The following is a 23,438-nucleotide window of genomic DNA, read 5'->3' as shown; positions in this document are numbered from 1 at the left end:
CACGTCGTTCCCGCCACGCGAACACCCCCGGCCCGGTGCAAGCCCTGCGTCCACGCTGGCACTGAAGGCCAGGAAATCCGCCTCGATCATGAGCGGCCTCAGCGCGTCGCGACCAGGGCCGCCGGGAGCGGCGGCGGGACGCGCGCCGGCAGTCCGGCCTCGATCCCGGCGGCGACCTCGAGCAGCCGGCCCTCCGACCAGCGGGTGCCGATCAGCGACAGGCCCAGCGGCAGCCCGTGGGCCCTCGCCATCGGGATGCTGATGCTGGGGTAGCCCGCCGTCGCCGCCGGGCCCGCGGGGCTGACGGCGAAGTGGTCGCCGTTGACGAGGTCGGTGGGCCAGGCCGGGCCGTTGGTCGGGCTGATCAGCGCATCGAGGCGTCCGCCGGCCAGCGCGGCGTCGAGGTCGGCGCGGCTGAGGTCGACCGCCTCCCGTCGCGCGGCGCGGTAGCGGGGGTCGGCGAGGTCGCCCCGGGTCGCCGCGGTCTCCTCGAAGAGCTCCTGGCCGAAGAACGGCATCTCCCGGGGGGCGTTCTCGCGGCCGAACGCGATGAGCTCGGGCAGCGAGCCCGGACCCGAGACGCCCGGCGAGTTCAGGTAGGCGGTGAGGTCGTGGGCGATCTCGAACGGCAGCGCGGCGTTCGATGCCGATCTCGCCCGGGAGGAGCTCGGCAGGTCGACGGGGTCGACGAGCACGGCGCCGAGGCCGCGGAGGCGATCGACCGTGGCGGCGTACGCGGCATCGGTCTCGTCGCTCGCGCCCTGGTCCTGGCGCAGCACGCCGAGGCGGACGCCGGCGAGGGGCCGTGGGGTGGGGGTCGGCGCGACGCGGTGCGCGTCGGCCTCCGCGGTGGCCGGGTCGCTCGGGTCGGTGCCCTGCACGACCGAGAGCACGAGCGCGGCGTCGCGGACCGAGCGCGCGAACGGCCCGGGGGTGTCCTGGGCCGGCGAGTACGGCACGACCCCGCTCCGGCTGGCCAGCCCGACGCCGGGCTTGACGCCGACGACGCCGTTGGTGCCCGCCGGGCAGACGATGGAGCCGGAGGTCTCAGTGCCGAGGGCGACGGGCGCGATCGCGGCCGCCACCGCGACCGCCGAGCCCGAGCTGGATCCGCAGGCCGTGAGGGTGGGGTCGTACGGGTTGCCCGTCGTCGCCCCGGTCGCGCTCCAGCCACTGGCCGACTGCGACGAGCGCGCGCCCGCCCACGCCGTGAGGGTCGTGCTCCCCAGGATCACCGCGCCGGCGTCGCGCAGGCGCCGGACGACCTGGGCCTCCGGCGGGCGCGAGTCGGCCAGCGCGAGGGAGCCCGCCGTCGTCGGCAACGAGGGCCCGACGCTCGTGTTGCCCTTGACCAGCACCGGGATGCCCTCGAGCGGCCCCGTGCGTCCGGTGGCCCGGCGCCCGTCGCTGGCCGCGGCCTGGTCGACCGCCGTCGGGTCCACGGCGAGCACCGAGTGGATCCCCGGGTCGACCGTGCGGATGCGCTCGATCGAGAACGCCGTCAGCGCGGCCGCCGAGAGCCGGCCCTGCGCCATTGCGCTCTGCAGGGTGGCGAGGTCGGCGCTCTGGAGGTCGAGTTCGGCCGCGGGAGCTGCCGCGGTCGGCGCCGTCTCGGTGACCGGGCGGTCGGCGCAGCCGCCGAGCAGGACCGCGAGGACGGCCGTGACGGCGAGCAGGGCCCGGAGACGGGGGTCGGGGGTCATCAGTGGTGGGGGTGCCCGGTCGCGTGGGCCTCGACATCCGTCCCGGTCCCGGAGAGCACCCCGGTCCCGACGTCACCGATCGGGGGTGTCGCGGCTCGCCCGCGGCGACGACGCAGGACGTCGGCGAGACCGAGCGCGAAGGCCGCGAGGACGCAGACGAGGACGACCAGCAGGCCTGCGGCGAGCGCCGTCCCGTACTGCTGCCCGGAGGCGGCCAGCGCGGCGAAGAACACCGTGGCCACCAGGGCGATCCCGATCGACGACCCGATGCGCTGCGACGTCTGCTGCATCCCGCCCGCCGTACCGCCCTGGTCCACGGGGACGTCCTGCAGGGTCAGCGCCTGGTTGGGGGTGATCACGAGCCCGCTCCCGAGCCCCGCGACGAACAGGGGCAGGGCGGTGAGCAGACCCGTCGACGGGTCCGTGCGGGCGCGCACGATGAGCAGGGTCGCGGTGATCCCGGCCGCCATGACGACGGTGCCGGCGACCACGATCGGGCGTCCGACACGCCCGACGATGCGGCCGCCCCACGCCGCGGCCAGGGCCGACCCCACCGCGTACGGCATGGTGGCGAGCCCGGCGAGCAGCGCGGAGTAGCCCAGTCCCTGCTGCAGGTAGACGGTGAGCACGAAGAAGATCGCCGTCGACCCGGCCATGTAGAGCGTGCCGAGGCCGGTGCCGAGGACGTAGCCGGGGCTGCGCAGCACGCGCTCGTTGAGCAGCGGCTCGCCTCCCCGCCGGGCGTACCGGCGTTCCCAGGCCACGAAGGCGACGCCGACGGCCAGCCCGACCCCGGCCGTCCACCACGGCGCGGCGGCCGGGTCGCGCTCGGCGAGCACCACCGGCAGCAGCACCCCGAGCACGGCGAGGCCCAGGAGCACGGCGCCGACCGGGTCGAGCGAGGTCCGTGCCCGCTCGTCCCGCGCCGGGTCGGCCGGGAGCAGACGCGGGGCGAGGACGAGCGCGACGAGCGCGAGGGGCAGGTTGACCAGGAAGATCCAGCGCCATCCCTCCTGCGGTCCGCCGAGCTCGATGAGCAGCCCGCCGAGCAGGGGCCCGACGGCCGTCGACGACGCGTTGACGGCGCCGAAGATCCCGAACGCCGTGCCCCGCTCCGCGCCGGCGAACATCTGCTGGATGAGGCCGAGCAGCTGCGGGTTGACCAGCCCGCCCGCGAGCCCCTGGACGAGACGGGCGACGACGAGCCACAGCGGCGTCGCGGCCAGGCCCGCGGCGAGGCTGGCGAGCGCGAAGAGCACCAGGCCCGCGACGAGCATGCGCTTGCGGCCACGCCCGTCGCCGAGGCGCCCACCGGGGACCAGGGCGAGCCCGAACGTCAGCGTGTAGCCGGCGACGATCCACGAGAGGTCGGTGGGGCTCGCGCCCAGCCCGGCCGTGAACGACGGCAGCGCGACGTTCACGATGCTGACGTCGACGAAGATCATGACGCCGGCGAGCATGCAGACGGCGAGGGCCTTCCACCGTCGCGGGTCGGGCGTCTCCTCGTCGTCCGGGCGCGGGTCGCGCTCGTGATCCGTCGCAGGCACGGTTCCGTGGCTACCCGGGGTGCTGCGCGCTCATGTCGGTGCTGCGGCGGGGCTCACGTCCTCGCCGGCGGCCCGTCGGCGTCGACGGCCAGACGCTGCACGTCCCGGACGATCTCGTCGAACAGCTCGGCGGGCATCGCGTGGGCCATCCCGGGGTGGCCGACGAACCGGGCGCCCGGGATGCGGCGCGCCGTGTCCCGGCCCGCCGTCCAGTGGACCAGCGGGTCGTCGAGACCGGAGATCACCAGCGTGGGAGCCGCGATCGTCGCGAGGCCCGGGAACCGGTGCGCGCGGCCGGCCGCGAGCTGGCGCTGGGTGGTGGCCTGGTCGCGCGGATGTCGGGCGTGGCTGACCCGTGCCGTCTCACGCGCCCACTGCTCCGGGAAGGGGTACGTGGGGGAGGCGCCGACTGCGCGGTAGATCTCCACCAGGGCGTCGACCCGCTCCTCGTCCGTCTCCCCGGGCCGGATGCGGGCCAGGGCGCGGAACACGCCGGGCCGGACGTAGCGCAGCATGCCCAGCACCCCGCTGTCGGCGGGCGCGCCCATGACGCTGACGAGCGACCGCACCCGCTGCGGGTCCTCCATCGCGAGGCCCTGCCCGAGCGCCGCACCCATCGACCCGCCCAGGACGTGCGCGTCCGCCCAGCCGACGGCGTCCATGACGGCGAGCGCGTCGTCGAGCATGTCGCGCGAGGTGTAGGCGGGTGTCACGCCGCCCAGCAGGGCGCGGAACGGACGCGGCCGCGCGATCGGCGCGAAGCTCGTCGAGAGCCCGGTGTCGCGGTTGTCGAAGCGGACCACCGCGAAGCCGGCGTCCACGAGTCGGTCGACGAACCCGTCGGGCCACCAGACCATCTGGAAGTCCAGGCCCATGATCAGCAGGAGCGGGCGGCCGTGCGCGAGGTCCCCGAAGGCCTCGTAGGCGATCGACACCGGGCCGTTCCGCGCGAACTCGACGTCGGCCATGGGGCCCTCCTATCTGCGAACAACGTTAACAGATAGGGTCGACGACGATGAGCCCCGGACCGGCGCGATCCCTCACCGTCCACGGCATCGCGGAGGCGGGCGTCGCGCTCGCGGACGGCGGGGGCCTCGACGCCGTGACCATGCGCTCGGTGGCCCGTGCCGTCGGCACCACCGCGCCGGCGCTGTACCGCTACGTGGCCTCGCGCGAGGAGCTGATCGGTCGCATGGTCGACGTCGTCTCGGCGGCGCTGGACCATCCGGATCCGAGTGGTGACTGGCTGAAGGACGTGCTGGCCGTGGCCGAGCAGCAGGTCGCCCTGCACCGGGCGCACCCGTGGCTGGCGGCGGCGTCGGCACTGCCGTCGCCCCTGGGCCCGCACGTGCTGGACCACGTCGAGTGGGTGATCGCCGTGCTCACGCCGGTCGGGGCCCCCGGTCGCGCGGTGATGGAGGCCGTGGCCCTGACGAACGGCGCGGCGGCGCTGTTCGCGGGCGCGGGGCCCTCGCCGGGACCCGAGCTCTTCCGGGACCTCGAGCCGGACCGCCAGCCCGGGCTCGCGGCGCTCCTGGCCGGCGCGGCCCCGGGCCCGCCGTCGGACGACCTGTTCCGTCGCGTCCTGACGGGCATCCTCACGGCCATGCTGGACGCGCCCGCGAGCCGCTGATCGCGGTCCACACGGCGTGTCGCGCCGGCGACGATGTGGCGATCCTGGCCCTATCGGCGTGCTGTATTGCAGTGCCAGCGTGGACGCAGGGCTTGCACCGGGACGGTGCCACGCGGACTAACTGCGCGCGCGCTCCAGGTCCGCCGAGACGCGGGCGGCGGCGCGGCGGACGCCCTGGACCACCGCCGGCTTGCGGTGCCCCAGCACGCGGGAGGTCGGGGCCACCACCGAGAGCGCCGCCACGGGGTGCGGGCGGCCGCCCCGCATCATCGTGATCGGCGCCGCGATGGAGGACCAGCCGGGCTCGAACTCCTCGCGCGAGGTCGCGTAGCCCTGCTCGCGGGTGGTCGCGAGGATCTGCCGGTAGCGCTGCGGGTCGACCACCGTGAACGGCGTGTACCGGACGAACCCGCGCTCGAGGATCGCCGTGGCCAGCGCGGGGTCGCCCGCGGCGAGCACGCGCCCGGTGCTCGACGAGTGCGCCGGGTTGCGGCGGTGCTCGCTGCGGAAGCGCACGTTCATGCTCGCGGCCTCGGTGCGCTCGACGTAGAGCACGTCGGTGCCGACGACGACGCCGAGCTGGATCGTCTCGCGCAGCAGCTCGCGCAGCTCGCCCATGGCGGGCAGGGCGACGTCGCGGAGCATGAGGCGGTCGACGGCGAGCTGGCCGTACTCGAACAGCCGCAGGCCCAGGCGGTAGCGCCCGGAGCCGGTGCGCTCGAGCAGCCCGCCGGTGGCCAGCGCGGCCAGCATCCGGCAGGCGGTGCTCTTGGCGATCCCGAGGCGGGCGGCCACGCGGGTGGCGCCGAGCTCGGCCTCCTCGGCGAAGCAGTCGAGCACCGCCACGGCGGTGGACACCGACCGCAGCGGGGAGTCGTCCTCGGCCGGCGCGACGGCGGCGTCGAGGTCGAGCGGGGGCAACGACAGCACCGTCATCGGATCAGGCCTCCCCGGTCTCTTCCCATTGGGGGAACTCGTCGGGCGGTGGGACGTTCACCTCGGTGACGCGGTTGCGGTAGGAGACGAACGCGCTGCGTCCGCCCTCGCGCACCTTGACCCGGATCTCCTCGGTGTTCAGCGGCTCGCCGGGGTCGTAGCCGTGCGCCCAGGTGGCGAACGCGCGCATCGGGCCCGAGTGGGTCGCCGCGAGGATGCGGCGGTGGGTCAGCGACCCGTCCTCCTGGGTCGACTCGGTGATCAGCCGGTGGAACCCGCGCCAGAACCGGCGCACGCACATCGCCGGCGGCTCGAAGTACATCATCGGGATCGTGAGCCACTCCTGGATCGGGTCCGCCCCGCCCAGCTGGGTCCGGTAGAAGCGGTCGATCTCGACGAGCCAGCGGGGCCGGTCGCCGACCGCGAGGCGCTCGAGCGTCTCGTTGGTGGCCTGGTACTGGCGGAACGCCGAGGTGACGTCGCGCAGCCCGTCGGGGGTCCAGACGCCGAAGTTGCGCAGCTCCGGGATCGGCTCCGGCCGGGTGATCTCGGCCTCGATGCCCCACATCTCGAGCCCGTCGGTGACGCCGTTGTAGAGCTGGTCGGCGGTCTGGCGGGCGCGGTTGGTGTCGGCGCAGACGAGGCGCACGCTGTCGCCGGCGTCGAAGCGCCGGGCGAGCTCGTGGCCGCGGCGGTGGGCCTGCCAGCCGCCCATCGGCGTCAGCCCGGCGTCGGTGGAGTAGCCCTGGGTGATGCCGTGCCGGATGATCGAGATCTCGCAGACGATCTTCTCGGACGCCCGCCGCTCGACGGGGGCCGCGACCTCCTTGCCCCGGCTGGCCTCGGCGAGCGCCGGCGTGAAGGTCTTCCCGTCGTACTCGACCGTCGCCGTGTCCGCGGCCGCCGAGCCCCGCTCACGGAAGCGGCGCAGGTACAGCGGGGTGTTGTCACCCTCCGGCGGTGCCTCGGGAGAGGGCGGGGCAGCAGACTCCGGCGCTTTGTCCCCACCCCGACGCGAGCGGTAGCGCGACAGGTAGTCCGGGGCCTCGTAGCGGTGGACGGACCGGGCGTCGGGGCGGTTGTCGGTGCTGGTCACGATCTGCCCCTATCAGGAGTGAACAGTGAAGAAGCGCTCGTTGACCTGGCGGTGGTAGTAGAAGATCGCGCGCCCCATCTCCTCCTCGGTCCAGGTGATCGGCTCGAAGTCCGGGTCCACCCAGTAGCCGCCCGTGAAGAGCTCGTTGCGGTTGCCCGCCGGGTCGAAGAAGTAGGTCGTGTAGCCGCGGGTCACGCCGTGGCGCGTGGGGGCCACGTCGATGTTCACGCCGTGGTACGCGAGCGCGTCGGCGGCCTCGCGGATCGCGTTCCAGTCGTCGAGCCAGAACGCGAAGTGGTGCAGCGCCCCGTTCGGGCCCGTGATGACGGCGATGTCGTGCGGGGTGTGCGAGTGCTCGAGGAACGTCGCGAGCTGGTGGCCGTCGTTGGCGAGGATCTGCTCGGTGAGCCGGAACTCGAGCAGCTCGGTGAAGAACGCCGTGAACGCCTCGACGTCCTCGGCCATGACGAACAGGTGGTCCAGGCGCGGCGGCGCGATGCCGATGAGGTCCTGCGGACGCGGCGGCGGGTTCGTCTTCGGCAGCATGTTGCCGATCCGCTCGGTGCCGTGGGTCAGCTCCACGAGGTGCCCCGACGGCGACTCGAAGCGGATCGCCTCGCCCCAGCCCGGGCCGAGCTCGCGGGAGGCGAACCGCTTGACCGGAACGCCGGCCGCCTCGAGCTTCGTCGTGAAGTGGTCGAGGTCAGATGCCTCGTTGAGCTTGAACGACATGTGGTCGAGGCCGTAGGTGGGGGCCTCGCGCAGGATCACCGAGTGGTGCTCACGCTCGTCCCAGCACTTGAGGAAGACCCGCGGGGCGCCGTCGCGCTCGTCGCGGGCGGTCTCGATGAGGCCCAGGACCTCGGTGTAGTAGGCGGTGGCGAGCTCCAGGTCGGGGACCCGGACCTCGACGTGCTGCAGCCGGATGATCCGGTCCGATGTGGTGGCCACGTCTGTCGTCGTCCCCTTTACGTGTGCATCCGCAGGAACCGCTGGCTGATGACGTTCTCGTAGTAGAAGAGGCCCTTGCCGAAGTTGTCCTCGGTCCAGGTGAGGATCTCGGTGTCGGGGTCGACCCAGTAGCCGCCGGTGAAGACCTCGTTCCGGATGCCGAGCGGGTCGAAGAAGTAGATGGTGTTGCCGCGCGTGACGCCGTGGCGCGTCGGGCCCTGGTCGATCTGCACGCCGTTGTAGGCGAGCGTGTCGGCCGCCTTGCGGATCTGGTCCCAGTCGTCGAGCCAGTAGGCCCAGTGGTGCAGGGCGCCGTTGGGGCCGTTGACGATCGCGATGTCGTGCGGGGAGCGGGTGTTGCCCGCGAGCCACACGCCGAGCTGGTGGCCGTTGCCGTCGAGCACCTGCTCGGTCATCCGCATGCCGAGCACGTCGATGAAGAACGCCGCCGACTCCGCGACCTCCTCCGCGTTGACCAGCATGTGGTCCATGCGCGGGGGCGCGATGCCCTGCATGTCGGGCGGCGGGACCGGCGAGGGGTTGTGCTTGCCGAGGATGTTGCCGGTCTTCTCGATGTCCCAGACCAGCTCCATGATCTGGCCGGACGGGACCTCGAAGCGGATCGACTCGCCCTGCCCGATCGCCCCGCCGCGGCTGACCCGCTGCGTCGGGCAGCCGTAGGCCTCGACCTTCTTCTCGAAGTCGTGGAGGTCGTCCTCCTCCTCGACGCGGAACGTGAAGGAGTCCAGCCCCGTGCGCGGGTTGTAGCGCATCCGCAGGGAGTGGTGGTCCTCCTCGTCCCAGCACTTGAGGTAGACCGCGTCGTCGGTGCGCTGCACCTGCTGCAGACCCATCACCTCGGTGTAGTACGCGGTGGAGAGATCGAGGTCTGGCGTGCGGACGTCGACGTGGGCCAGGCGGAGGATTCCCATGCGAGATGCCCTTTCCCGGGCGAGCCGGCTTCCTTGACGCCACGACGCTAACCGCCCTAGCGTTCCGGAAGGAAGACAGTGCGTTCCGCTTTACGGAACGACGGTCGCGGCGAGGGCTTGACGGGAGGGGTCGGCATGGCGGACCCGATGGCGATGCGCAAGGCCGTCGCCGGCTACGTCGAGGGCATCCACCGCGCCTACGTGAAGCAGGCGACGACGTTCCCGCCCGCCGTCCAGGGGCGTCTGCCGCTGCTCGCGGCCGGGCGTCTCACGGTGGCCGCGGTCGGCGCGCGCAACCTGCACATCCTGGCGACGACGGAGGGTCTCGGGCCCCCGCGCGGGCAGGAGGTCGAGGTGCCCGGCGAGTTCGAGGGCCTCGAGTGGACGGTCCGGTTCTACGACCCGGTGGTCGTGCCGGCGCTGGGGCTGATCGACGAGTCCGAGGGGCCGGCGTCGGAGAAGGTCCGCGGCGCGCTGGGGATCGCCACCGTCGTCTACCACGTCGTCACGCAGCCCGGCTCCGGTCTCTCGCCGCACCACGCGGGCCACGTCGGCTCGGGGCTCGCGAGCGCGCACTCCGCCGCGACGCGCGACTTCGAGCGCCTGCGCGATCGTGCCCGCGGGCGCGAGGCGCTGGTCGACGAGATGGAGGGCGCCGCCGTCGCCGGGCTCGCCCGCGCGCAGGTCCTGCTGGCCCGCGCCATCCGACCCCACGACGCGACGGTCGGCGAGGCCGTCGACGCGTCCCTGCGCCCGGGCGCGACCCCGGACCCGGACGGGGTGCGCAAGGTGCTGCTGAAGGCGTTCACCGAGGAACCGGTGTGACCGACGCGCCCCTGCAGACCGTGACCAACGCCGCGCGCCTGCTCAAGGCGTTCCTGACGCGGGAGGAGTCGCTCGGGGTCTCGGAGCTCGCGCGGCGCCTCGGGCTGGGCAAGAGCGCGGTGCACCGGCTGCTCACGACCCTCGCCACCGAGGGGCTGGTCGAGCAGGACCCCGCCACCGGCGGCTACCGGCTCGGTCTCGTCGTCTTCGAGCTCGGCGAGGCGGTGCGCGTCCACATGGACCTGCACGCCGCCGCGGGCTCGGTGCTCGCGCACCTGCGGGAGGAGACCGGCGAGTCCGCGCAGGTCGGGATGCTCGACGGGCACGACGTCGTCTACGTCGACCGCCTCGAGTCCAGCCACGCCCTGCGGCTGTTCACCGAGACCGGCCGGCGCGTGCCCGTGCACTGCACGAGCTCAGGCAAGGTACTGATGGCGTTCGCGTCCGAGCCCGTGCGCGAACGCTTCCTCGCCACCGCGTCCCTGACGCGCCACACCCCGCAGACGATCACCGACCCCGACGAGATGCGCCGGGCGCTCGGCACCGTGCGCGCCCGCGGATGGGCCGACGCCGTCGACGAGCGCGAGATCGGGATCGCCTCCCTGGCCGCGCCCATCCGCGACCGGCACGGCGCCGTGGTCGCCGCCATCGGGATCGGGGCGCCCGTGAGCCGGTTCCGTGCCATGCCCCGCAAGCGTCTGGCCCGCGTCGTCGTCGAGGCCGGCGAGGCCGTGTCCCGGCGTCTGGGCTGGTCGGAGGACGTCATGTCGTTGCAGAAGGAGAGCTGAGTGCCTGTCACCGACGCGGCCGCGAAGGCGCGGGCCCTGTACGAAGCGCGTCGCACCCGCGTGCCGATCCCACCGTTCACCGACACCGAGCCCGACCTCGGCATGGCCGACGGCTACGCGATCCAGCAGGAGCTGGTGCCGCTGCTGCTCGCCGACGGTGACCGGGTGGTGGGGCACAAGGTCGGCGTCACGTCGGCGGCGATGCAGAAGATGATCGGGATCGACACCCCGGACTACGGCCCGGTGCTCTCGTCGACGGTCTACCGCGACGGCGACGCGATCCCGCTCGACCGCTTCATCGCGCCCAAGGTCGAGGCCGAGATCGTGTTCGTGCTCGGGTCGCGCCTGCAGGGGCCCGGGATCACGCCGACCGACGTCGCGCCCGCGATCGCCGGGGCGGCGGCCGCGATGGAGATCGTCGACTCCCGGATCGCCGACTGGCGGATCAAGCTCGCCGACACCGTCGCCGACCTCGCGTCGAACGGCGCGGTCGCGGTCTCGTCGCGGCTCGTGCCGTTGGCGGGGCTCGACACCCGGCTGATCGGGATGACCTTCACCCGCAACGGCGAGCTCGTCGACACGGGCGCCGGAGCCGCCGCGCTGGGTGACCCGCTGGCCGTCGTCGCCTGGCTGGCCAACGTGCTCGGCGAGGCCGGCGCCGCCCTCGAGCCCGGCCACCTGATCATGACCGGCGCGCTCCACGCCGCCGTGCCGCTGAAGGCCGGCGACGTGTTCCGGGCGGAGTTCGACCGACTCGGACCCGTGACGATCCGCGTGAAGGAGACGAGCTGATGGCTTCCGTGGATGTCCACGACCTCGCCGCGCGCCTGACCAAGGCCGTCACCGAGCGCACGGCGATCGAGCCGCTCTCCGACGACGTCGGCGACCTGGACCTCGAGACCGGCTACGCCGTGCAGCGCGTGCTGCGCGAGCAGGCCGGGCCGCGGGTGGGCTGGAAGCTCGGGGTCACGTCGCGGGCCAAGCAGGCCCAGGTCGGGGTGGCCGACCCGGTGTTCGGCTTCCTGCCCGGCACCGGCGCGCTCGACCTCGGCGAGCCGCTGCGCACCGGCGAGCTGATCCAGCCGCGTGCCGAGCCGGAGATCGTGTTCCAGATGGGGCGTGACCTCGCGGGCGAGCACGTCACCGCGTCCGACGTGCTGGGCGCGACCTCGGGCCTCGCCGTGGGCATCGAGATCCTCGACTCCCGGTTCCGCGACTACCGCTTCACGATGGCCGACGTCGTCGCCGACAACACCTCGGCCGCGCGGTTCGTCGTCGGCAGTCCGGTGCCCGCGGCGGGCGTCGACGTCCGGCTGGTCGGCGTGCTGCTGGAGAAGAACGGCGAGCTCGTGGCCACGGCGTCGGGGGCGGCGTCCCTCGGCCACCCGGCCGCCGCCGTCGCCTGGCTCGTGCGCCGTCTCGCGGCGTCGGGCGAGGGCCTCGCCGCCGGCGAGGTGATCCTCTCCGGCGGACTCACCGCCGCCACGCCCGTCGCCCCCGGCGACGTCGTGACCGTGACCATCGACCGTCTCGGGACGGTGGAGCTCGCCTGTACGTGAGTGGAGTTCCCGGCTATGGCCGGGAACTTCGCTCACGGGTGACGAATGGAGGCACTCGGATGCCGCTCGTACAGATCACCCTCGCCCGGGGACGGACCCCCGAGCAGCTCGCCGCGCTCGGGGAGGAGGTCACCGCTGCCGTGTCGCGCGCGGTCGGGGCGCCCGCGGGGAACGTGCGGGTCGTCGTCACCGAGTGCGAGCCCGAGCACTGGTTCGTGGGTGGGGAGTCGCTCGCCGCGTTGAGGGCGTCGGGTCAGAGGTGAGCCTCGTGCGCGTCGACGGGCCGGGCGTCGTCGAGAGTGACGACGGCCGGCGCTTCGTCGCGCTCGAGCTGCCCGACGGGTGGCGGGTGGTCGACGCCCACTGCCCGCACAACCGCGGGCCGCTCGAGCAGGGCTGGGTCCGCGACGGGCGCACGCTCGTCTGCCCGTGGCACTGGTACCGCTTCGACGTCGACACGGGGGAGTGCTCGACCTCGCCGCAGCACGTGCTCGGCGTGCACCCCGTCCGCGAGATCGACGGGCAGGTCTACGCCGACGTCGGGGACCCACCGCGGACGCTGTCCTGGTCCGAACGGCTCCGGGCGCACGCCCAGGAGTGAGGGGTTCGTCCCGGAACGTCCACTCTCGGCGCAAGATCGACGAACGCGCCGGGATTCGCCGGGAACCGTTCGACGGGACCGGGTCCGGTACGGGATGCGACAGGTAAGTTGCCGCGAGTGTCCTCCCCCTTCGGCGGGTCCGGCGACCCGAACCACCCCGAGTCGTTCGGGTCCCAGCCCACCCAGCACGGGCCCCAGGCGGACCCGTCCGCGGCCGGGTACGGGCAGCAGCAGCCGGGTCAGTACGGCCAGTCCGGTCCGCAGCCGTACTACGGGGGCCAGACCGGCGACCCGTCCCAGCAGAGCTACGGGCAGCAGCCCGGGTACGGGCAGCAGGGGTACGGCCAGCAGGGCTATGGCCAGCCCGGCTACGGGCAGCAGGGGTACGGCCAGCCCGGGTACGGACAGCCCTACGGCCAGCAGGGCTACGGGCAGCCCGGCTACGGCCAGCCCTACGGGCAGCCCGGCTACGGGCAGCCGGGCTACGGCTACGGGCCGCCGCCCCAGAAGAAGAACAAGGCCCTGCCCTGGATCCTCGGCGGCGTCGCGCTGCTGGTCGTCCTCGTGGTGGCCATCGTGCTCGTCATCGCCCTCGGCGCGGGCGGCACCGTGACGGGCGCGTCGCAGCGCAGCCTCGCGATCCCGGACTCCAGCCCCGCCGGCGTCACGGACACGATCGAGCTCGACGGTTCCGGCACGGTGTCGGCCATCCAGGTGGGCGTGTCGATCACGCACCCCTATACCTGCGACCTCGTCGTCTCCCTGCGCTCGCCGCAGGGCCAGCAGACGGTCCTGGCCGACAGCAACGACTGCACGCGCGCCAACCCGAACCTCAACCTGCAGCTCGACAGCCGCCAGCCCGGGAGTCCGCTGGCGCCGCTGGTCGGGCAGTCGGTCTCCGGGCCCTGGACGCTGACGGTGTCGGACGGCGTCGCCATCGACCGCGGCAACCTGACCAGCTGGAACATCACCGCCGAGCGGTAGGCCCTGGTCGCGGGCCCGGCGTTGTCGGGGGTCGGCTCTAGAATCGAACACATGAGCGAACGGGTGCTGGGGGTGGTGGAGCGGGAGGCGCTCGACCGTGCCCGTACGCGCCTGGTCGCGTTGCGCGCCGAGCAGTTCCGGTTGTTGGGGGACATCGCCGAGCTGGAGCGGCTCGGGGTGGCCGAGCAGACCGGGGACCGTAGTGCGGTCCGGTTGTTGCAGGAGTGCGGCAATGTGGATCAGCCCGAGGCGAAGCGGCTGGTGGGTGAGGCCGCGGACCTGACGGCCCGGGTGTCGCTGCGCGGTGAGCCGCTACCGCCGCGGTTGCCGGTCACCGCGATCGTGGCCGGGTCGGGGGAGATTCACTCGGGGCACCTCACGGTGATCCGGGAGACGATGACCCGCCTGGATCGGGTCGAGGGGTTGTCGGTGGCCGATTGGTTCGGGGCCGAGCGCACGCTCGCGGAGCACGCCCGGGTGTTGCCGCCGCGGATGCTGCGCCGGTATGCGAAGGCGTTGATCGAGCACTTCGACCCGGACGGTGATGTCCCGCCCGAGGGCGAGGACGCCTGTGATGAGTTGCAGGTGGTGCGCCGACGGGATGGGTCGCTGGCCTTCAAGGGTCGGTTGCATGATCCGAGCGATGCCGAGGCGTTCGTCGAGGTGATCGACGGGCTGGCCGTCCCGTGCGGGCCGGATGATCCGCGCAGCCTGGAGCGTCGCCGTCTCGACGGGCTCAAGGACCTCGTGCACGACGCGCGGCGCCCCGGCGGCCTCGCCGACGACACCCGCCACGAACACCCCGCCACCGGCACTGATGACACCGGGACTGATGACGAGGCCCTGATCCCCGAGCCCCGCCGCCCGGAGCCGTCCCCGCGCCCGGGGTCCTCTCCGCGCCCGGGGGCGGTGGATCGTCCGGGACGTCCCCTGCTGACGATCACGATGGATCACCGGTGGCTGCAGCAGGCGATCGGGCACGGCACCCTGGACTCCGGGGCGCTGGTCGACCCGCACACCGTGCGCCGCCTGGCCTGCGACGCCGAGATCGTCCCGATCGTCCTCGGCTCGAAATCCGAGCCGCTGGACGTGGGGCGGCTGTCGCGCACCGTCACCGACGCCCTGCGGCGCGCGCTGAACCTGCGCGACGGTGGCTGCGCGTTCCCGAGCTGCTCACGGCGGCCGCGGCGTTGCCACGCCCACCACATCCGTGACTGGTTCCACGGTGGTCCGACACGCCTGGACAACCTGGTGCTGCTCTGCCGCTTCCACCACCAGCTGATCCACGCCGGCCACTGGAACGTCGAGATCCAGAACGGGCTGCCGTGGTTCACCCCGCCGCCCTGGATCGACCCCGACCAGCAACCCCGCCTCGGCGGACGACCCCGCGTCCCCCTCTGAGCGCAGGCTCAGTGCTCCGGCTCGTGCCCGATCGCCGTCTCGCCGGTGGTGGTGACCTCGCCCGTCCAGTCGCAGGTCGCGCACCAGCAGTAGAACCGGCGCTGGTCGCCCTCCCAGAACTCGTTGGCGAGCCCGAGGTCCCGTGCGCACTGCGGGCAGAACCGCGGAGCGTCGCGACGATGGGCTTCGACGTCGGCGGCGAACCGCCGGTCGATGCGGGCGCCGGGCGAGCCGTCGGCCTGGGTCACGTCGGCCACGCTCCCACGAGACGGCCTCACCGAGGGATCGTCCCCGAGTCCACCTGCGCGGAGGTCTCCGGAGCGAGGGTGGCCGTGCCGATGCCGCCCACGGGGGTGAACGACGTGCGGCCGGCCTCCTTGTCCGCCGCCACGCGGGCCGCCGCCGTGATGTGCACCTGGCGGATGGCCTCGAGGTCGGGGGAGTAGCGCGTCGACCCCATGTTGCAGAAGTCGAGGGCGAACTCGGCGCCGCCGGCGTGGAACTTGTCCTTCTCGCAAGGCAGGTCGATGCGCTCGTGGGGCTCGCGGATGGTGCCCAGCGGGTCCTCGCCCTTGGCGACGGCCTGCATCGACTGGCGGAACATCTTGCGCAGCAGCGCCACGCCGATGTCCGAGCGGCCGAGGTGCTCCGTGGTCCGGTCGGTGATCCGACCCTGGGTGCACCAGGCCATGATGTCCTGGCCCTCGACGTAGTTCACGACGTGGTGGCCGCGGTCGTCGAACACCGGGATCTCGTAGTCGGGCACCGTCTGCTGCTCGACCGGCTCGTAGCCCTCGGGGGCGTGGACGGTGTAGAGCATGAACCGGGTGGTCGTCCGGTTGATCGGCACGCGGATCTGCATCTGGTGGATGCCGCCACCGCCGACACGCATGTTGTACGGGAAGACGAGCGGGTGCCCGACCTTCCAGTCGTCGTTGTCCTCCGACGCCCCGGCGAGCACGCGGCGCTTGATGATGCCCCACTCGAACGCGTCGAAGCCGATGCGCTGGTGCTTCTTGCCGAACGACGCCGGGGCGACGAAGCCCTCGTGGTTCCCGATGAACTCGAAGTAGCGGCCGTGCAGGTGCTCGACGTGGTGCGGGTCGACCGCGTTCTCCATGACCTGCACGTAGTTGCAGGGGATGTCGGCCCAGCCGATGTCGCGGTACCCGTCCATGACGTAGACGTCGAAGCGGGGGAGCAGCGGCGCCGGGTCCGGTCCGAGGTAGGCCCACACGAGCCCGCCGAGCTCCTCGACCTTCCCGGCGGTGGCGCGCACGCGCTCGGCGAAGTTGGTGTTCTCCTTCTCCGCCGGCTGGTCGGTGCACGCGCCGTCGGTGTCGAACTTCCAGCCGTGGTACGGGCAGCGCAGGCCGTCGCCCTCGACGACGCCGTAGGCCATCGACGCCTTCCGGTGCGGGCAGGGCTCCGGGATGATCCCGTACTTGCCCGACGGCGAGCGCCAGAGCGCGAAGAACTCCCCGAGCAGCTCGACGCGCTTGACGGGGAACTCCTGCAGCTCGCGGGCGAACGCCACCGGGTACCAGTAGCGGCGCAGCACCTCGCCCATCGGCGTACCGGCCTCGACGGCCGTGAGTTCCTCGTTCTGCTCGGCGGTCAGCATGCGGCCCTCCGGGGCGTGTGGCGGTGTCCACGACGCTAGGGAGCCGGCCGGGCGACGAGAAGAGCTGTGTCCCTCTCCGCGGGATGGGGCCCGCGGAGATGCTCACAGCGTGTGTGAGATGGGTCAGGCCGACGCCGAGAAAGTCCGGCGCTGCTGTCGCGTAGCCGGCCCACCGGGTGGCCTCTGGGCGATGAGCGGTTCGTGCAGTTCGTTCGGGACTTCCGCGGTGACGCGTCAGCACGCTCATGGAGTTGCACCGGGCGGGCACGTTGCACGCGGCGGTGCAGTGCAAGACGAGGTTGCCGGAGCTGTCGGCTCCGCCGGCGTCCTGGACCTCGCTCGAGACCCCGAGCTTGATGGCGTTTGTCGGCGCCGCGGTCGGTTGACCCGTTGATGGAGTCGGCGGTGCTGCTGCGCAACGTGCCCACCGACCCGACCGACGGCGCGTTCGACGCCCTGGCCCCCGACGCCGACCACGAGGCGCGCCAGGACCTGGCCGAACGCATGGCCCTGCCCAGCTCGACGTCTTCCGCCGGGTCCAGGCGTTGCTGCGGGTCGAACCTCCGGTGGGCACCGGGACGAGCGGGCGTGAGGTCGGTCAACCCGTAGCGGCGTGCACGGCGGGGGTGCGGCCGGCCCACGGCCGGGCGGTCTCCAGTTCGGAGGCGACGTCGAGGAGGTGGTCCTCGCGGAGGCGTCGGGCGCCGAGCTGGATCCCGACGGGTAGGCCGTCGTCGTCGACGCCGAGCGGAAGGGAGACAGCGGGCTGGCCGGTCCAGTTGTAGAGCGCGGTGAAGCAGATGAGCGGCATCAGGGCGGCGAGGGCGTAGGCGACCGACAGCGGGTCGTCCAGGCTGACGGCGTAGTCGCCGTGGGGCGGGGGCAGGTAGTCGGTCATCGGCGGGGTTCGCCGGGCGACGGTGGGGGTGAGCAGCAGGTCGAGGTCCTGCTCCTCCCACCATCGGTCGAAGGTGACGCAGGTGCGGTGCACGAACTCGGCGAACTCGAGGGCCTGCAGGGCGCTGAAGGAGCGGCCCTGCTCGGCCGTGGTCCACAGCACCGGCCCGACGTCGTCCGGGGTGAGGGGACGGCCGATGATGTCGGCGACGCCGTCCAGGTCGCGCGCCAGCATGATCGGCGCGGGCCCGGACAGGCCGTAGCGCCACTCGTCGGCGAGCAGGTCGTAGCGGGGCTGGTCGACCGGGATCACGGTGTGGCCGAGCTCGGACAGCAGGGTGGCGGTATCGGTCGCGGCGCGGACGCACGCCGCGTCGACGGTCAGCTCGGGCACGTCCGCGAACGGGGTGGTGGTGATCCCGATCCGCAGCCGCGCGCCGTCGCCGCCCGGGCGCAACGGCGGCAGGGGAGGGAGGGGGTCTCCCGGCCGGCGGCCGCCGAGCAGGGGCAGCACCGCGGCGGTGTCGCGCACCGTGCGAGTGAGAACGAAGTCCTCGATCCACGACTGGGCGGTGGAGTTGACGGCGCCGACCAGCGGTCCGGGTGACACCCGCCCGCGGGTGGGCTTGAGCGCGACCAGCCCGCAGAGCGCGGCCGGCATCCGCAGGGAACCACCGCCGTCGTTCCCGTGGGCCATCGGCACCAGCCCGGCCGCGACCGCCGCGGCGGACCCGCTGCTCGACCCGCCGGTGGAGAAGTCGGTGTTCCACGGGTTGCGGGGCATCGTGTGCAGTGCGAGGTCCGGGACGCCGAGCTCCACGCCCTGCAGCGCCGAGGTGCTGCGGCCGAGGAACGCGAAGCCAGCGGCGCGCAGCCCGGCGGCCACGTAGGTGGTCCGGTCCGAGACGTGGCCGCGGTCGCGCAGCAGGCGCAGCCCGCCGTGGCCGTAGGGGTATCCCGCCAGCTCCAGCAGGATGTCCTTGACCAGGATCGGCACCCCCGGGAACGGCGCCCGCGCCGACACGGCGGCGGCGTGGTCGCGGGCGTGGTCGAAGGTCGGGGTGAACACGGCGCCCAGCCGGGGGTCGAGCCGTTCGACGGCCTCGATCGAGGCCTCGACGAGCTCGGTCGGGGTGACCTGGCCCGCGCGGACCAGGTCGGCCTGGGCGGTCGCGTCGAGCCGGGTGAGTCCGGCGCCGTCCATCAGCGGGTTCTCCTTCGTCGGGGTTCGGGCGGCTCGTCGATCAGAGGGCGGGGCGGGCGTCCGCCGGCGGCGTCCGCAGGTGGACGAGGTAGGCGGGCGTCGAGTCGGCGACGCAGACGTTCCTGCCGGCCTCGACGACGGTGTGCTGCTCGCTCTCGACGGTCAGCAGGCTGCTCCCGAGGGCCTCGGCCAGCCGGATCCCGGCGGGGTACGGGGTGGGCGAGTCGCCGGTGATCGAGACGACGAGCGTCGGCGGCAGTCCCTCGACCGGGCCCGAGAAGGGTAGGTCGGCTCCGGCTCGGCGGACCAGACCGCGCAGCTGTCCCGGGGGCCGTCGGGAGAGACGGAGGGGCCGGCGAGCTCCGGGTCGCCGACGAACTCCTCGATGTCGATCAGATCGGGCAGCGGCTCTCGGGGTGGCCGTGCGCTGGTCATCGATTCTCCCGTTGTGGGGGCGGTCGGGGCGAGTCTCACGCAACACCGTGCCGCTGCAGCACAGTCAACCCGATCTGCGGCTCGGTGCGGAACCGGCGCACCGCCGGGCTTGAGTGTGCCCCGGAGGGCACAGTGTCCGATGGGTGCTGGGAGTGATGAACAGGCCAGGGACTCGACCGTGACCCGGACGTCCGACCGCACAGCAGCCGTCCGCTCGAGAACGTGATGTGAACATCATGGAGGGCCGCGAATCGGCGGCGCTGCTGTCGGATCGCGGGGCGTCCTCGGGCGGTGAGCCGTGCGAAGGTCCGCTCGACCACCCATCGTCGCGGGTTGACCGCAAAGCCGCGCTGGCCGGCGGGTTCGCGCCCGATGTGCAGCGTGGTGTTCGGAACGGTCGCGGCCCGGGCGAGCAGGCGTCCGGCGAAGCCGACGTCGGCGAACACGCTCCGCACCGGGTGCCGAGCCGGCCCTCGGCCATACGCAGCTGTTCGCGGTGATCTCGGCTTGTTCCCACTGGTTGACGTACCAGTAGACGGTCTGCCACGGCGGGAAGTCGCCCGGCGTCGCTGGTGTCGGACGGATACCTCGAGTCTCGCGCCGTCCCGTCCAGGGTTGATCAATCCGACCGGGGAGTCAGGCAGATTCGCCGACCAATCTCTGACCGCTCAGGCCGGGGTACTCAGGCCGGGGTCGGCACGACGACCACCTTGCCGCGCAGGGTGCCCGCGTCCGCCTCGGCGTGGACGCCCGCGAGCTCCGCCAGCGGCACGTGGCGGGCGACGTCGATCCGCAGGTCGCCGGCCTCCACCAGGGCGACCAGGTGCGCCAGCTGCTCGGCGTCGTTGCGGACGAAGACGTCGATCGCCCGGACGCCACGGGCCTCGTCGGCGGGGGCCGGCGTCCCTGGCACGGTGTTCACGACGACGCCGCCGTCCCGCACGAGGCCGACCAGCGCACTCAGTTCCGCCGGGGCGATCGAGGCGAGGTTGAGCACGACGTCGACCGGCTCGGTCACCGCGGCCGTCACCTCGGTCGTGGTGTGGTCGACGACCTCGTCGGCCCCTGCTGAGCGCAGCCCGGCACTGCTGCGCGGGCTGCCGACCGCGACGACGTGGGCGCCGGCGTGCTTCGCGAGCTGCACGGCGTAGCCGCCCACGGCGCCGCCCGCGCCGTTGATCAGCACGCGCTGCCCGGCCGTGAGCTTCGCGTCGTCGACCAGCGCCTGCCAGGCGGTGAGGCCCACCATCGGCAGGGCGGCGGCGTCGGTGAGCTCGACGCCGGACGGTGCGCGCGTCAGGACCTCGGCCGGCGCGACGACGTACTCGGCCGCGGCGCCGTCCGCCACCATCGGCAGGAAGCCTACGACCTCCTCGCCGGGGGACAGCCCGTCGACGCCGTCGCCGAGCGCGTCGACCGTGCCGGAGACCTCGATACCGGGCGTGTGCGGCAGCGCCACCGGGAAGGGGCCCTGCAGGTAGCCGCCGCGGATGCCGTCGTCGACGAGGTTGAAGGTCGTGGCGGCGACCCGCACCCGCACCTCCCCGGGCCCGGGGACGGGCTGCTCGACGTCCTCGTACCGGAGCACGTCCGGGCCGCCGTACTCGTGGAAACGCACTGCCTTCACGTCCGGGCCTCGCTTCGCAAGATCGCGTCATGGGATCGCTGTTGCTTCGAACTCGAAGCGCTTCCGACGCTAGCTCTGCTTCGAACTCGAAGCAAGTAGACTCCCGGCGTGCCCGAGCCGCCGCACTCCGTCGACCCGGTACAGCTCGGCGCGTACTTCGCCCTGGTCGAGGTGTCGGACCTGCTGCGGTACGCGATCGAGCAGCAGCTGCGCGAGGCGGGCGGCCTGACCTTCGTGCGCTTCCAGATCCTCATGCGCCTGCGGCTGTCCCCGACCGGCAGCCACCGCATGACCGACCTGGCCGACGCCATCGTCCACAGCCGCAGCGGCCTGACCTACCAGGCCGGACTCCTGGAGAAGGCCGGGCTGGTCGCCCGCGCGCCGTCGGTGGACGACGAGCGCAGCGTCACCCTCACCATCACCGAGGCCGGCCGGGCGCTCCTCGCGACGGTGCTCCCGGGCCACGAGGAGGTCGTCGGTCAGATGCTCTTCGAGCCGCTCTCGCGGGCCGACGCGCAGCGGCTCGCCGACCTGCTGGAGCCGGTGCGCGACCACATGCGCGCGGCCCCGCCGCGCTCAGCGGAGGCGCGGCGCCGCCGCACGTGAGCTCCGGCCGAGCGCCGCCCAGGCCCCGAGGGCGGCGAGGGCCGGGAAGCCGCTGGTCGGCATCAGGACGGTGCCGACGACGCCGGTGGCCGCGAGGACGCCGCCCGCGGCGCGGTCGCCGGGTTGCAACGTGCGCCCGACGCTCCACAGCGCCGGCGCGGCGACGAGGAACCAGAAGGCGGTCGCCCGGTCGCCCCGGTCGGGGACGGCGCCGACGATCCCGGCGGGCCCTCGCTCACGGACCTCCCGGGCGGTCCCGGCGAGGACGTCGCGGTACGTCCAGAGCCCGATCGCGCCGTGTCCCAGGCCCACGACCTGGAGCCACCGACCGGGGCCGCTCACCGGGCACTCTCCGGGGTCGCGACCAGTGCCTCGTCGGCGAGCAGGGCGATCCAGCGGTCGGCGTAGCCGGCCAGCGCGGAGCCCGTGGGGGCGAGCGACGGCGTCGCGTGCACGAGCTGCGCGTGCCCGAGGAAGGCGCTGTAGGACATGACGGCGCGCTCACGGGCGCCGTCCGGGTCGTGGCCGAGGGCGGCGAACTGGTCGGCGAGGTACGCGAGCCGTCGCTGCGTCACCCGCGCCAGGGCCTCGGCGACGTCCGGGTCGTCGACGCTCGCCTGCAGCGCGAGCTCGACGTCGGCCGCAGGACCGGTGGTGCTCTCGAGCGCGGCGAGCAGCAGGGCGCGCAGCCGCTCGCGGGGTCCGGGCATCGCCTCGACCCACGCGATCACGTCCTCGGTCTCGCGGCGCTCCCAGAGCACGAGGGCGGCCCGGACGAGGTCGCCGCGCGAGGAGAAGTGCCAGTAGAAGCTGCCGCGCGTGGCGCCCAGCCGCTTCGCCAGCGGCTCGATCGCCACCGCCGCCGCGCCGCCCTGGCCCATCGCCGCGAGGGCGGTCACCGCCCAGTCATGGGCCGTGAGCTGCCGTTTCTCCGCTATCACGCGTCCGTACAGTACTGTACGGACGCGTGACCGTACAGGGGTGTACGGACGGGGATCAGGGCCGCCGGAAGCGCCGCCGGTAGGCGAGCGGGGACAGGCCGACGTCGTCGGCGAGGTGGGCCCGCAGGGACGCGGCCGTCCCCAGGCCGGCGGCGGTGGCGACGCGGTCGACCGGCAGGTCGCTGCCCTCGAGCAGGCGGCGTGCCCGCGCGACCCGCTGCGCGACGAGCCAGGCGTGCGGCGACGTGCCGGTCTCGGCGCGGAAACGGCGGGTGAAGGTCCGGACGCTCATCGACGCGCGGGCCGCGAGCCCGGCGACGTCCAGGTCGGCGTCGAGGTGCTGCAGCGCCCACGTCCGCACCGCGCTCGTCGCCCCCTCCGGGGCGGCCGGCAGGGGGTGGTCGATGAACTGGGCCTGCCCACCGTCGCGCCACGGCGCGATCACGAGGTGACGGGCGACGGCGTTGGCCACCTCGGCGCCGTGGTCGCGGCGCAGGACGTGCAGGCTGAGGTCCAGGCCCGCGGCGAGGCCCGCGGAGGTGGCGACGTCGCCGTCGTCGAGGAAGAGCACCGATTCGTCGACGTCGAGGTGGGGGTGCAGGCGGCGCAGGTCGTCGGCGCGGGCCCAGTGCGTCGTGACCTTCCGGCCGTCGAGCCGTCCGGACGCGGCGAGCACGAACGCCCCGGTGCAGATCGACATCCAGCGGGCGCCGTCGGGCACCGTGTCGAGGGCGGCGTGCAGTTCCCGCGGCAGGACGCCGTCGCGGCGGGCCGGGACGTAGTGGGTGCCGGGGACGATGACGGTGTCCGCGGCGGCGAGGGCCTCCGGCCCGTGGTCGAGCAGCAGCGAGAAGCCCGCGGTCGACCGGACGGGGCCGGGCTCGAGCCCGCACACCCGCACGTCGTAGAGCGGTGCGCCGTCCCTCTGCGCGGAGCCGAAGACCTGCGGCGGGATCTGCAGGTCGAAGCCGACGACCTCGGGCAGGGCGAGGACGGCGACGACGTGACGTCCGTCGGGAGCGGGCATGGCCGGATTCTTGCACGTTGTGGCGTTCGGGCCACTGGTTCGGCGATCGTTCCTCGCGCAGGCTCTCTGCTCGTGACCGAGACGCGGCCCGACTCCCCGCCCGCCGTCGACCCACCGGGCC

General features: G+C 73.5%; 27 protein-coding genes. 11 read left to right on the top strand and 16 right to left on the bottom strand.

Annotated features, from left to right (window positions below; all coding sequences use genetic code 11):
• Window positions 1-98: 98 nt before the first annotated feature.
• Genes PH191_RS28425 through PH191_RS28415 form a run of 3 tightly spaced genes read right to left on the bottom strand, consistent with a single transcriptional unit; the run spans window position 99 to window position 4,218 of the window.
• Complete coding sequence (locus PH191_RS28425; protein ID WP_274197996.1) at window positions 99-1,703, bottom strand: amidase family protein; 1,605 nt, start codon at window positions 1,701-1,703, stop codon at window positions 99-101.
• Window positions 1,703-3,250: an MFS transporter gene (locus tag PH191_RS28420; protein ID WP_274197995.1), complete on the bottom strand. Its 1,548-nt coding sequence runs from the start codon at window positions 3,248-3,250 to the stop codon at window positions 1,703-1,705. The genes PH191_RS28425 and PH191_RS28420 overlap by 1 nt, the downstream gene beginning before the upstream one ends.
• A gap of 53 nt (window positions 3,251-3,303) precedes the next feature.
• Complete coding sequence (locus tag PH191_RS28415; protein ID WP_274197994.1) at window positions 3,304-4,218, bottom strand: alpha/beta fold hydrolase; 915 nt, start codon at window positions 4,216-4,218, stop codon at window positions 3,304-3,306.
• A gap of 47 nt (window positions 4,219-4,265) precedes the next feature.
• On the opposite strand from PH191_RS28415, the gene PH191_RS28410 reads away from it, so the two are divergent.
• Window positions 4,266-4,883, top strand: a complete 618-nt coding sequence (locus tag PH191_RS28410) for a TetR/AcrR family transcriptional regulator (protein WP_274197993.1) — start codon at window positions 4,266-4,268, stop codon at window positions 4,881-4,883.
• Window positions 4,884-5,000: 117 nt separating this feature from the next.
• Here PH191_RS28410 and PH191_RS28405 read toward each other — a convergent pair whose 3' ends face one another.
• Genes PH191_RS28405 through PH191_RS28390 form a run of 4 tightly spaced genes read right to left on the bottom strand, consistent with a single transcriptional unit; the run spans window position 5,001 to window position 8,798 of the window.
• Complete coding sequence (locus PH191_RS28405; RefSeq protein ID WP_274197992.1) at window positions 5,001-5,819, bottom strand: IclR family transcriptional regulator; 819 nt, start codon at window positions 5,817-5,819, stop codon at window positions 5,001-5,003.
• Window positions 5,820-5,823: 4 nt separating this feature from the next.
• Window positions 5,824-6,915, bottom strand: coding sequence for a histidine phosphatase family protein (locus PH191_RS28400; RefSeq protein ID WP_274197991.1), 1,092 nt, complete (start codon window positions 6,913-6,915; stop codon window positions 5,824-5,826).
• 12 nt (window positions 6,916-6,927) lie between these two features.
• Window positions 6,928-7,866, bottom strand: a complete 939-nt coding sequence (locus tag PH191_RS28395) for a catechol 2,3-dioxygenase (protein ID WP_274197990.1) — start codon at window positions 7,864-7,866, stop codon at window positions 6,928-6,930.
• A 17-nt stretch (window positions 7,867-7,883) separates the two neighbouring features.
• Window positions 7,884-8,798 (bottom strand): catechol 2,3-dioxygenase, encoded by a 915-nt coding sequence (locus PH191_RS28390; protein ID WP_274197989.1) that lies wholly within the window; start codon window positions 8,796-8,798, stop codon window positions 7,884-7,886.
• A 135-nt stretch (window positions 8,799-8,933) separates the two neighbouring features.
• Between PH191_RS28390 and PH191_RS28385 the strand changes: the two genes are divergently transcribed.
• The 8 genes from PH191_RS28385 (at window position 8,934) to PH191_RS28350 (ending at window position 14,956) form a co-directional block, all read left to right on the top strand.
• The gene (locus PH191_RS28385) at window positions 8,934-9,623 is read left to right on the top strand and encodes a hypothetical protein (RefSeq protein ID WP_274197988.1); all 690 of its coding nucleotides are present in this window, start codon (window positions 8,934-8,936) and stop codon (window positions 9,621-9,623) included.
• Window positions 9,620-10,411 carry an IclR family transcriptional regulator gene (locus PH191_RS28380; protein WP_274197987.1) on the top strand — a complete coding sequence of 264 codons (792 nt, stop codon included), beginning with the start codon at window positions 9,620-9,622 and terminating at the stop codon, window positions 10,409-10,411. The genes PH191_RS28385 and PH191_RS28380 overlap by 4 nt, the downstream gene beginning before the upstream one ends.
• Entirely contained in the window at window positions 10,412-11,203 is a 792-nt protein-coding gene (locus PH191_RS28375; RefSeq protein WP_274197986.1) for a 2-keto-4-pentenoate hydratase, read from the top strand.
• Window positions 11,203-11,970: a 2-keto-4-pentenoate hydratase gene (locus tag PH191_RS28370; RefSeq protein WP_274197985.1), complete on the top strand. Its 768-nt coding sequence runs from the start codon at window positions 11,203-11,205 to the stop codon at window positions 11,968-11,970. The genes PH191_RS28375 and PH191_RS28370 overlap by 1 nt, the downstream gene beginning before the upstream one ends.
• A 59-nt stretch (window positions 11,971-12,029) precedes the next feature.
• Window positions 12,030-12,233 (top strand): 2-hydroxymuconate tautomerase, encoded by a 204-nt coding sequence (locus tag PH191_RS28365; RefSeq protein WP_274187135.1) that lies wholly within the window; start codon window positions 12,030-12,032, stop codon window positions 12,231-12,233.
• A gap of 5 nt (window positions 12,234-12,238) precedes the next feature.
• A complete protein-coding gene (locus PH191_RS28360; protein WP_274197984.1) occupies window positions 12,239-12,571 on the top strand; it encodes a Rieske (2Fe-2S) protein in 333 nt (110 codons plus the stop codon).
• 117 nt (window positions 12,572-12,688) lie between these two features.
• On the top strand, window positions 12,689-13,555 hold the full coding sequence (locus PH191_RS28355; RefSeq protein ID WP_274197983.1) for a proprotein convertase P-domain-containing protein: 867 nt from the start codon (window positions 12,689-12,691) through the stop codon (window positions 13,553-13,555).
• A gap of 51 nt (window positions 13,556-13,606) precedes the next feature.
• Complete coding sequence (locus PH191_RS28350; RefSeq protein WP_274197982.1) at window positions 13,607-14,956, top strand: HNH endonuclease signature motif containing protein; 1,350 nt, start codon at window positions 13,607-13,609, stop codon at window positions 14,954-14,956.
• A gap of 8 nt (window positions 14,957-14,964) precedes the next feature.
• Here PH191_RS28350 and PH191_RS28345 read toward each other — a convergent pair whose 3' ends face one another.
• Both PH191_RS28345 and PH191_RS28340 read right to left on the bottom strand, forming a co-directional pair.
• Window positions 14,965-15,213, bottom strand: a complete 249-nt coding sequence (locus tag PH191_RS28345; RefSeq protein WP_274197981.1) for a hypothetical protein — start codon at window positions 15,211-15,213, stop codon at window positions 14,965-14,967.
• A gap of 17 nt (window positions 15,214-15,230) precedes the next feature.
• A complete protein-coding gene (locus PH191_RS28340; protein ID WP_274197980.1) occupies window positions 15,231-16,580 on the bottom strand; it encodes a Rieske 2Fe-2S domain-containing protein in 1,350 nt (449 codons plus the stop codon).
• 393 nt (window positions 16,581-16,973) lie between these two features.
• On the opposite strand from PH191_RS28340, the gene PH191_RS28335 reads away from it, so the two are divergent.
• Window positions 16,974-17,189: a hypothetical protein gene (locus PH191_RS28335; RefSeq protein WP_274197979.1), complete on the top strand. Its 216-nt coding sequence runs from the start codon at window positions 16,974-16,976 to the stop codon at window positions 17,187-17,189.
• On the opposite strand, the gene PH191_RS28330 is transcribed toward PH191_RS28335, so the two are convergent.
• From PH191_RS28330 to PH191_RS28315, 4 genes are all read right to left on the bottom strand, one after another.
• Window positions 17,179-18,681: an amidase gene (locus PH191_RS28330; protein ID WP_274197978.1), complete on the bottom strand. Its 1,503-nt coding sequence runs from the start codon at window positions 18,679-18,681 to the stop codon at window positions 17,179-17,181. The two genes, PH191_RS28335 and PH191_RS28330, sit on opposite strands and share 11 nt — an antisense overlap.
• A gap of 40 nt (window positions 18,682-18,721) precedes the next feature.
• Window positions 18,722-19,162 carry an alpha/beta hydrolase gene (locus PH191_RS28325; protein WP_274197977.1) on the bottom strand — a complete coding sequence of 147 codons (441 nt, stop codon included), beginning with the start codon at window positions 19,160-19,162 and terminating at the stop codon, window positions 18,722-18,724.
• Window positions 19,152-19,562, bottom strand: coding sequence for a hypothetical protein (locus PH191_RS30165; protein WP_420791860.1), 411 nt, complete (start codon window positions 19,560-19,562; stop codon window positions 19,152-19,154). The genes PH191_RS28325 and PH191_RS30165 overlap by 11 nt, the downstream gene beginning before the upstream one ends.
• Window positions 19,563-19,798: 236 nt before the next feature.
• Window positions 19,799-20,743 carry an NADP-dependent oxidoreductase gene (locus PH191_RS28315; protein WP_274197976.1) on the bottom strand — a complete coding sequence of 315 codons (945 nt, stop codon included), beginning with the start codon at window positions 20,741-20,743 and terminating at the stop codon, window positions 19,799-19,801.
• A 108-nt stretch (window positions 20,744-20,851) separates the two neighbouring features.
• On the opposite strand from PH191_RS28315, the gene PH191_RS28310 reads away from it, so the two are divergent.
• Window positions 20,852-21,349, top strand: coding sequence for a MarR family winged helix-turn-helix transcriptional regulator (locus PH191_RS28310; protein ID WP_274197975.1), 498 nt, complete (start codon window positions 20,852-20,854; stop codon window positions 21,347-21,349).
• Here PH191_RS28310 and PH191_RS28305 read toward each other — a convergent pair.
• From PH191_RS28305 to PH191_RS28295, 3 genes are all read right to left on the bottom strand, one after another.
• The gene (locus PH191_RS28305) at window positions 21,320-21,691 is read right to left on the bottom strand and encodes a DUF6463 family protein (protein ID WP_274197974.1); all 372 of its coding nucleotides are present in this window, start codon (window positions 21,689-21,691) and stop codon (window positions 21,320-21,322) included. The two genes, PH191_RS28310 and PH191_RS28305, sit on opposite strands and share 30 nt — an antisense overlap.
• Complete coding sequence (locus tag PH191_RS28300) at window positions 21,688-22,248, bottom strand: TetR/AcrR family transcriptional regulator (protein ID WP_274197973.1); 561 nt, start codon at window positions 22,246-22,248, stop codon at window positions 21,688-21,690. Before PH191_RS28300 ends, PH191_RS28305 begins: the two co-directional genes overlap by 4 nt.
• Before the next feature lie 97 nt (window positions 22,249-22,345).
• Window positions 22,346-23,317, bottom strand: a complete 972-nt coding sequence (locus tag PH191_RS28295; RefSeq protein WP_274197972.1) for a GlxA family transcriptional regulator — start codon at window positions 23,315-23,317, stop codon at window positions 22,346-22,348.
• Window positions 23,318-23,438: the final 121 nt, after the last annotated feature.

Origin of the sequence: Actinomycetospora callitridis (assembly GCF_028737265.1) — a bacterium.
In the GTDB taxonomy this organism is placed as follows: domain Bacteria; phylum Actinomycetota; class Actinomycetes; order Mycobacteriales; family Pseudonocardiaceae; genus Actinomycetospora; species Actinomycetospora callitridis.
Note: the sequence above shows the minus strand (reverse complement) of the source record. Positions and strands in the feature narration are given on the sequence as shown.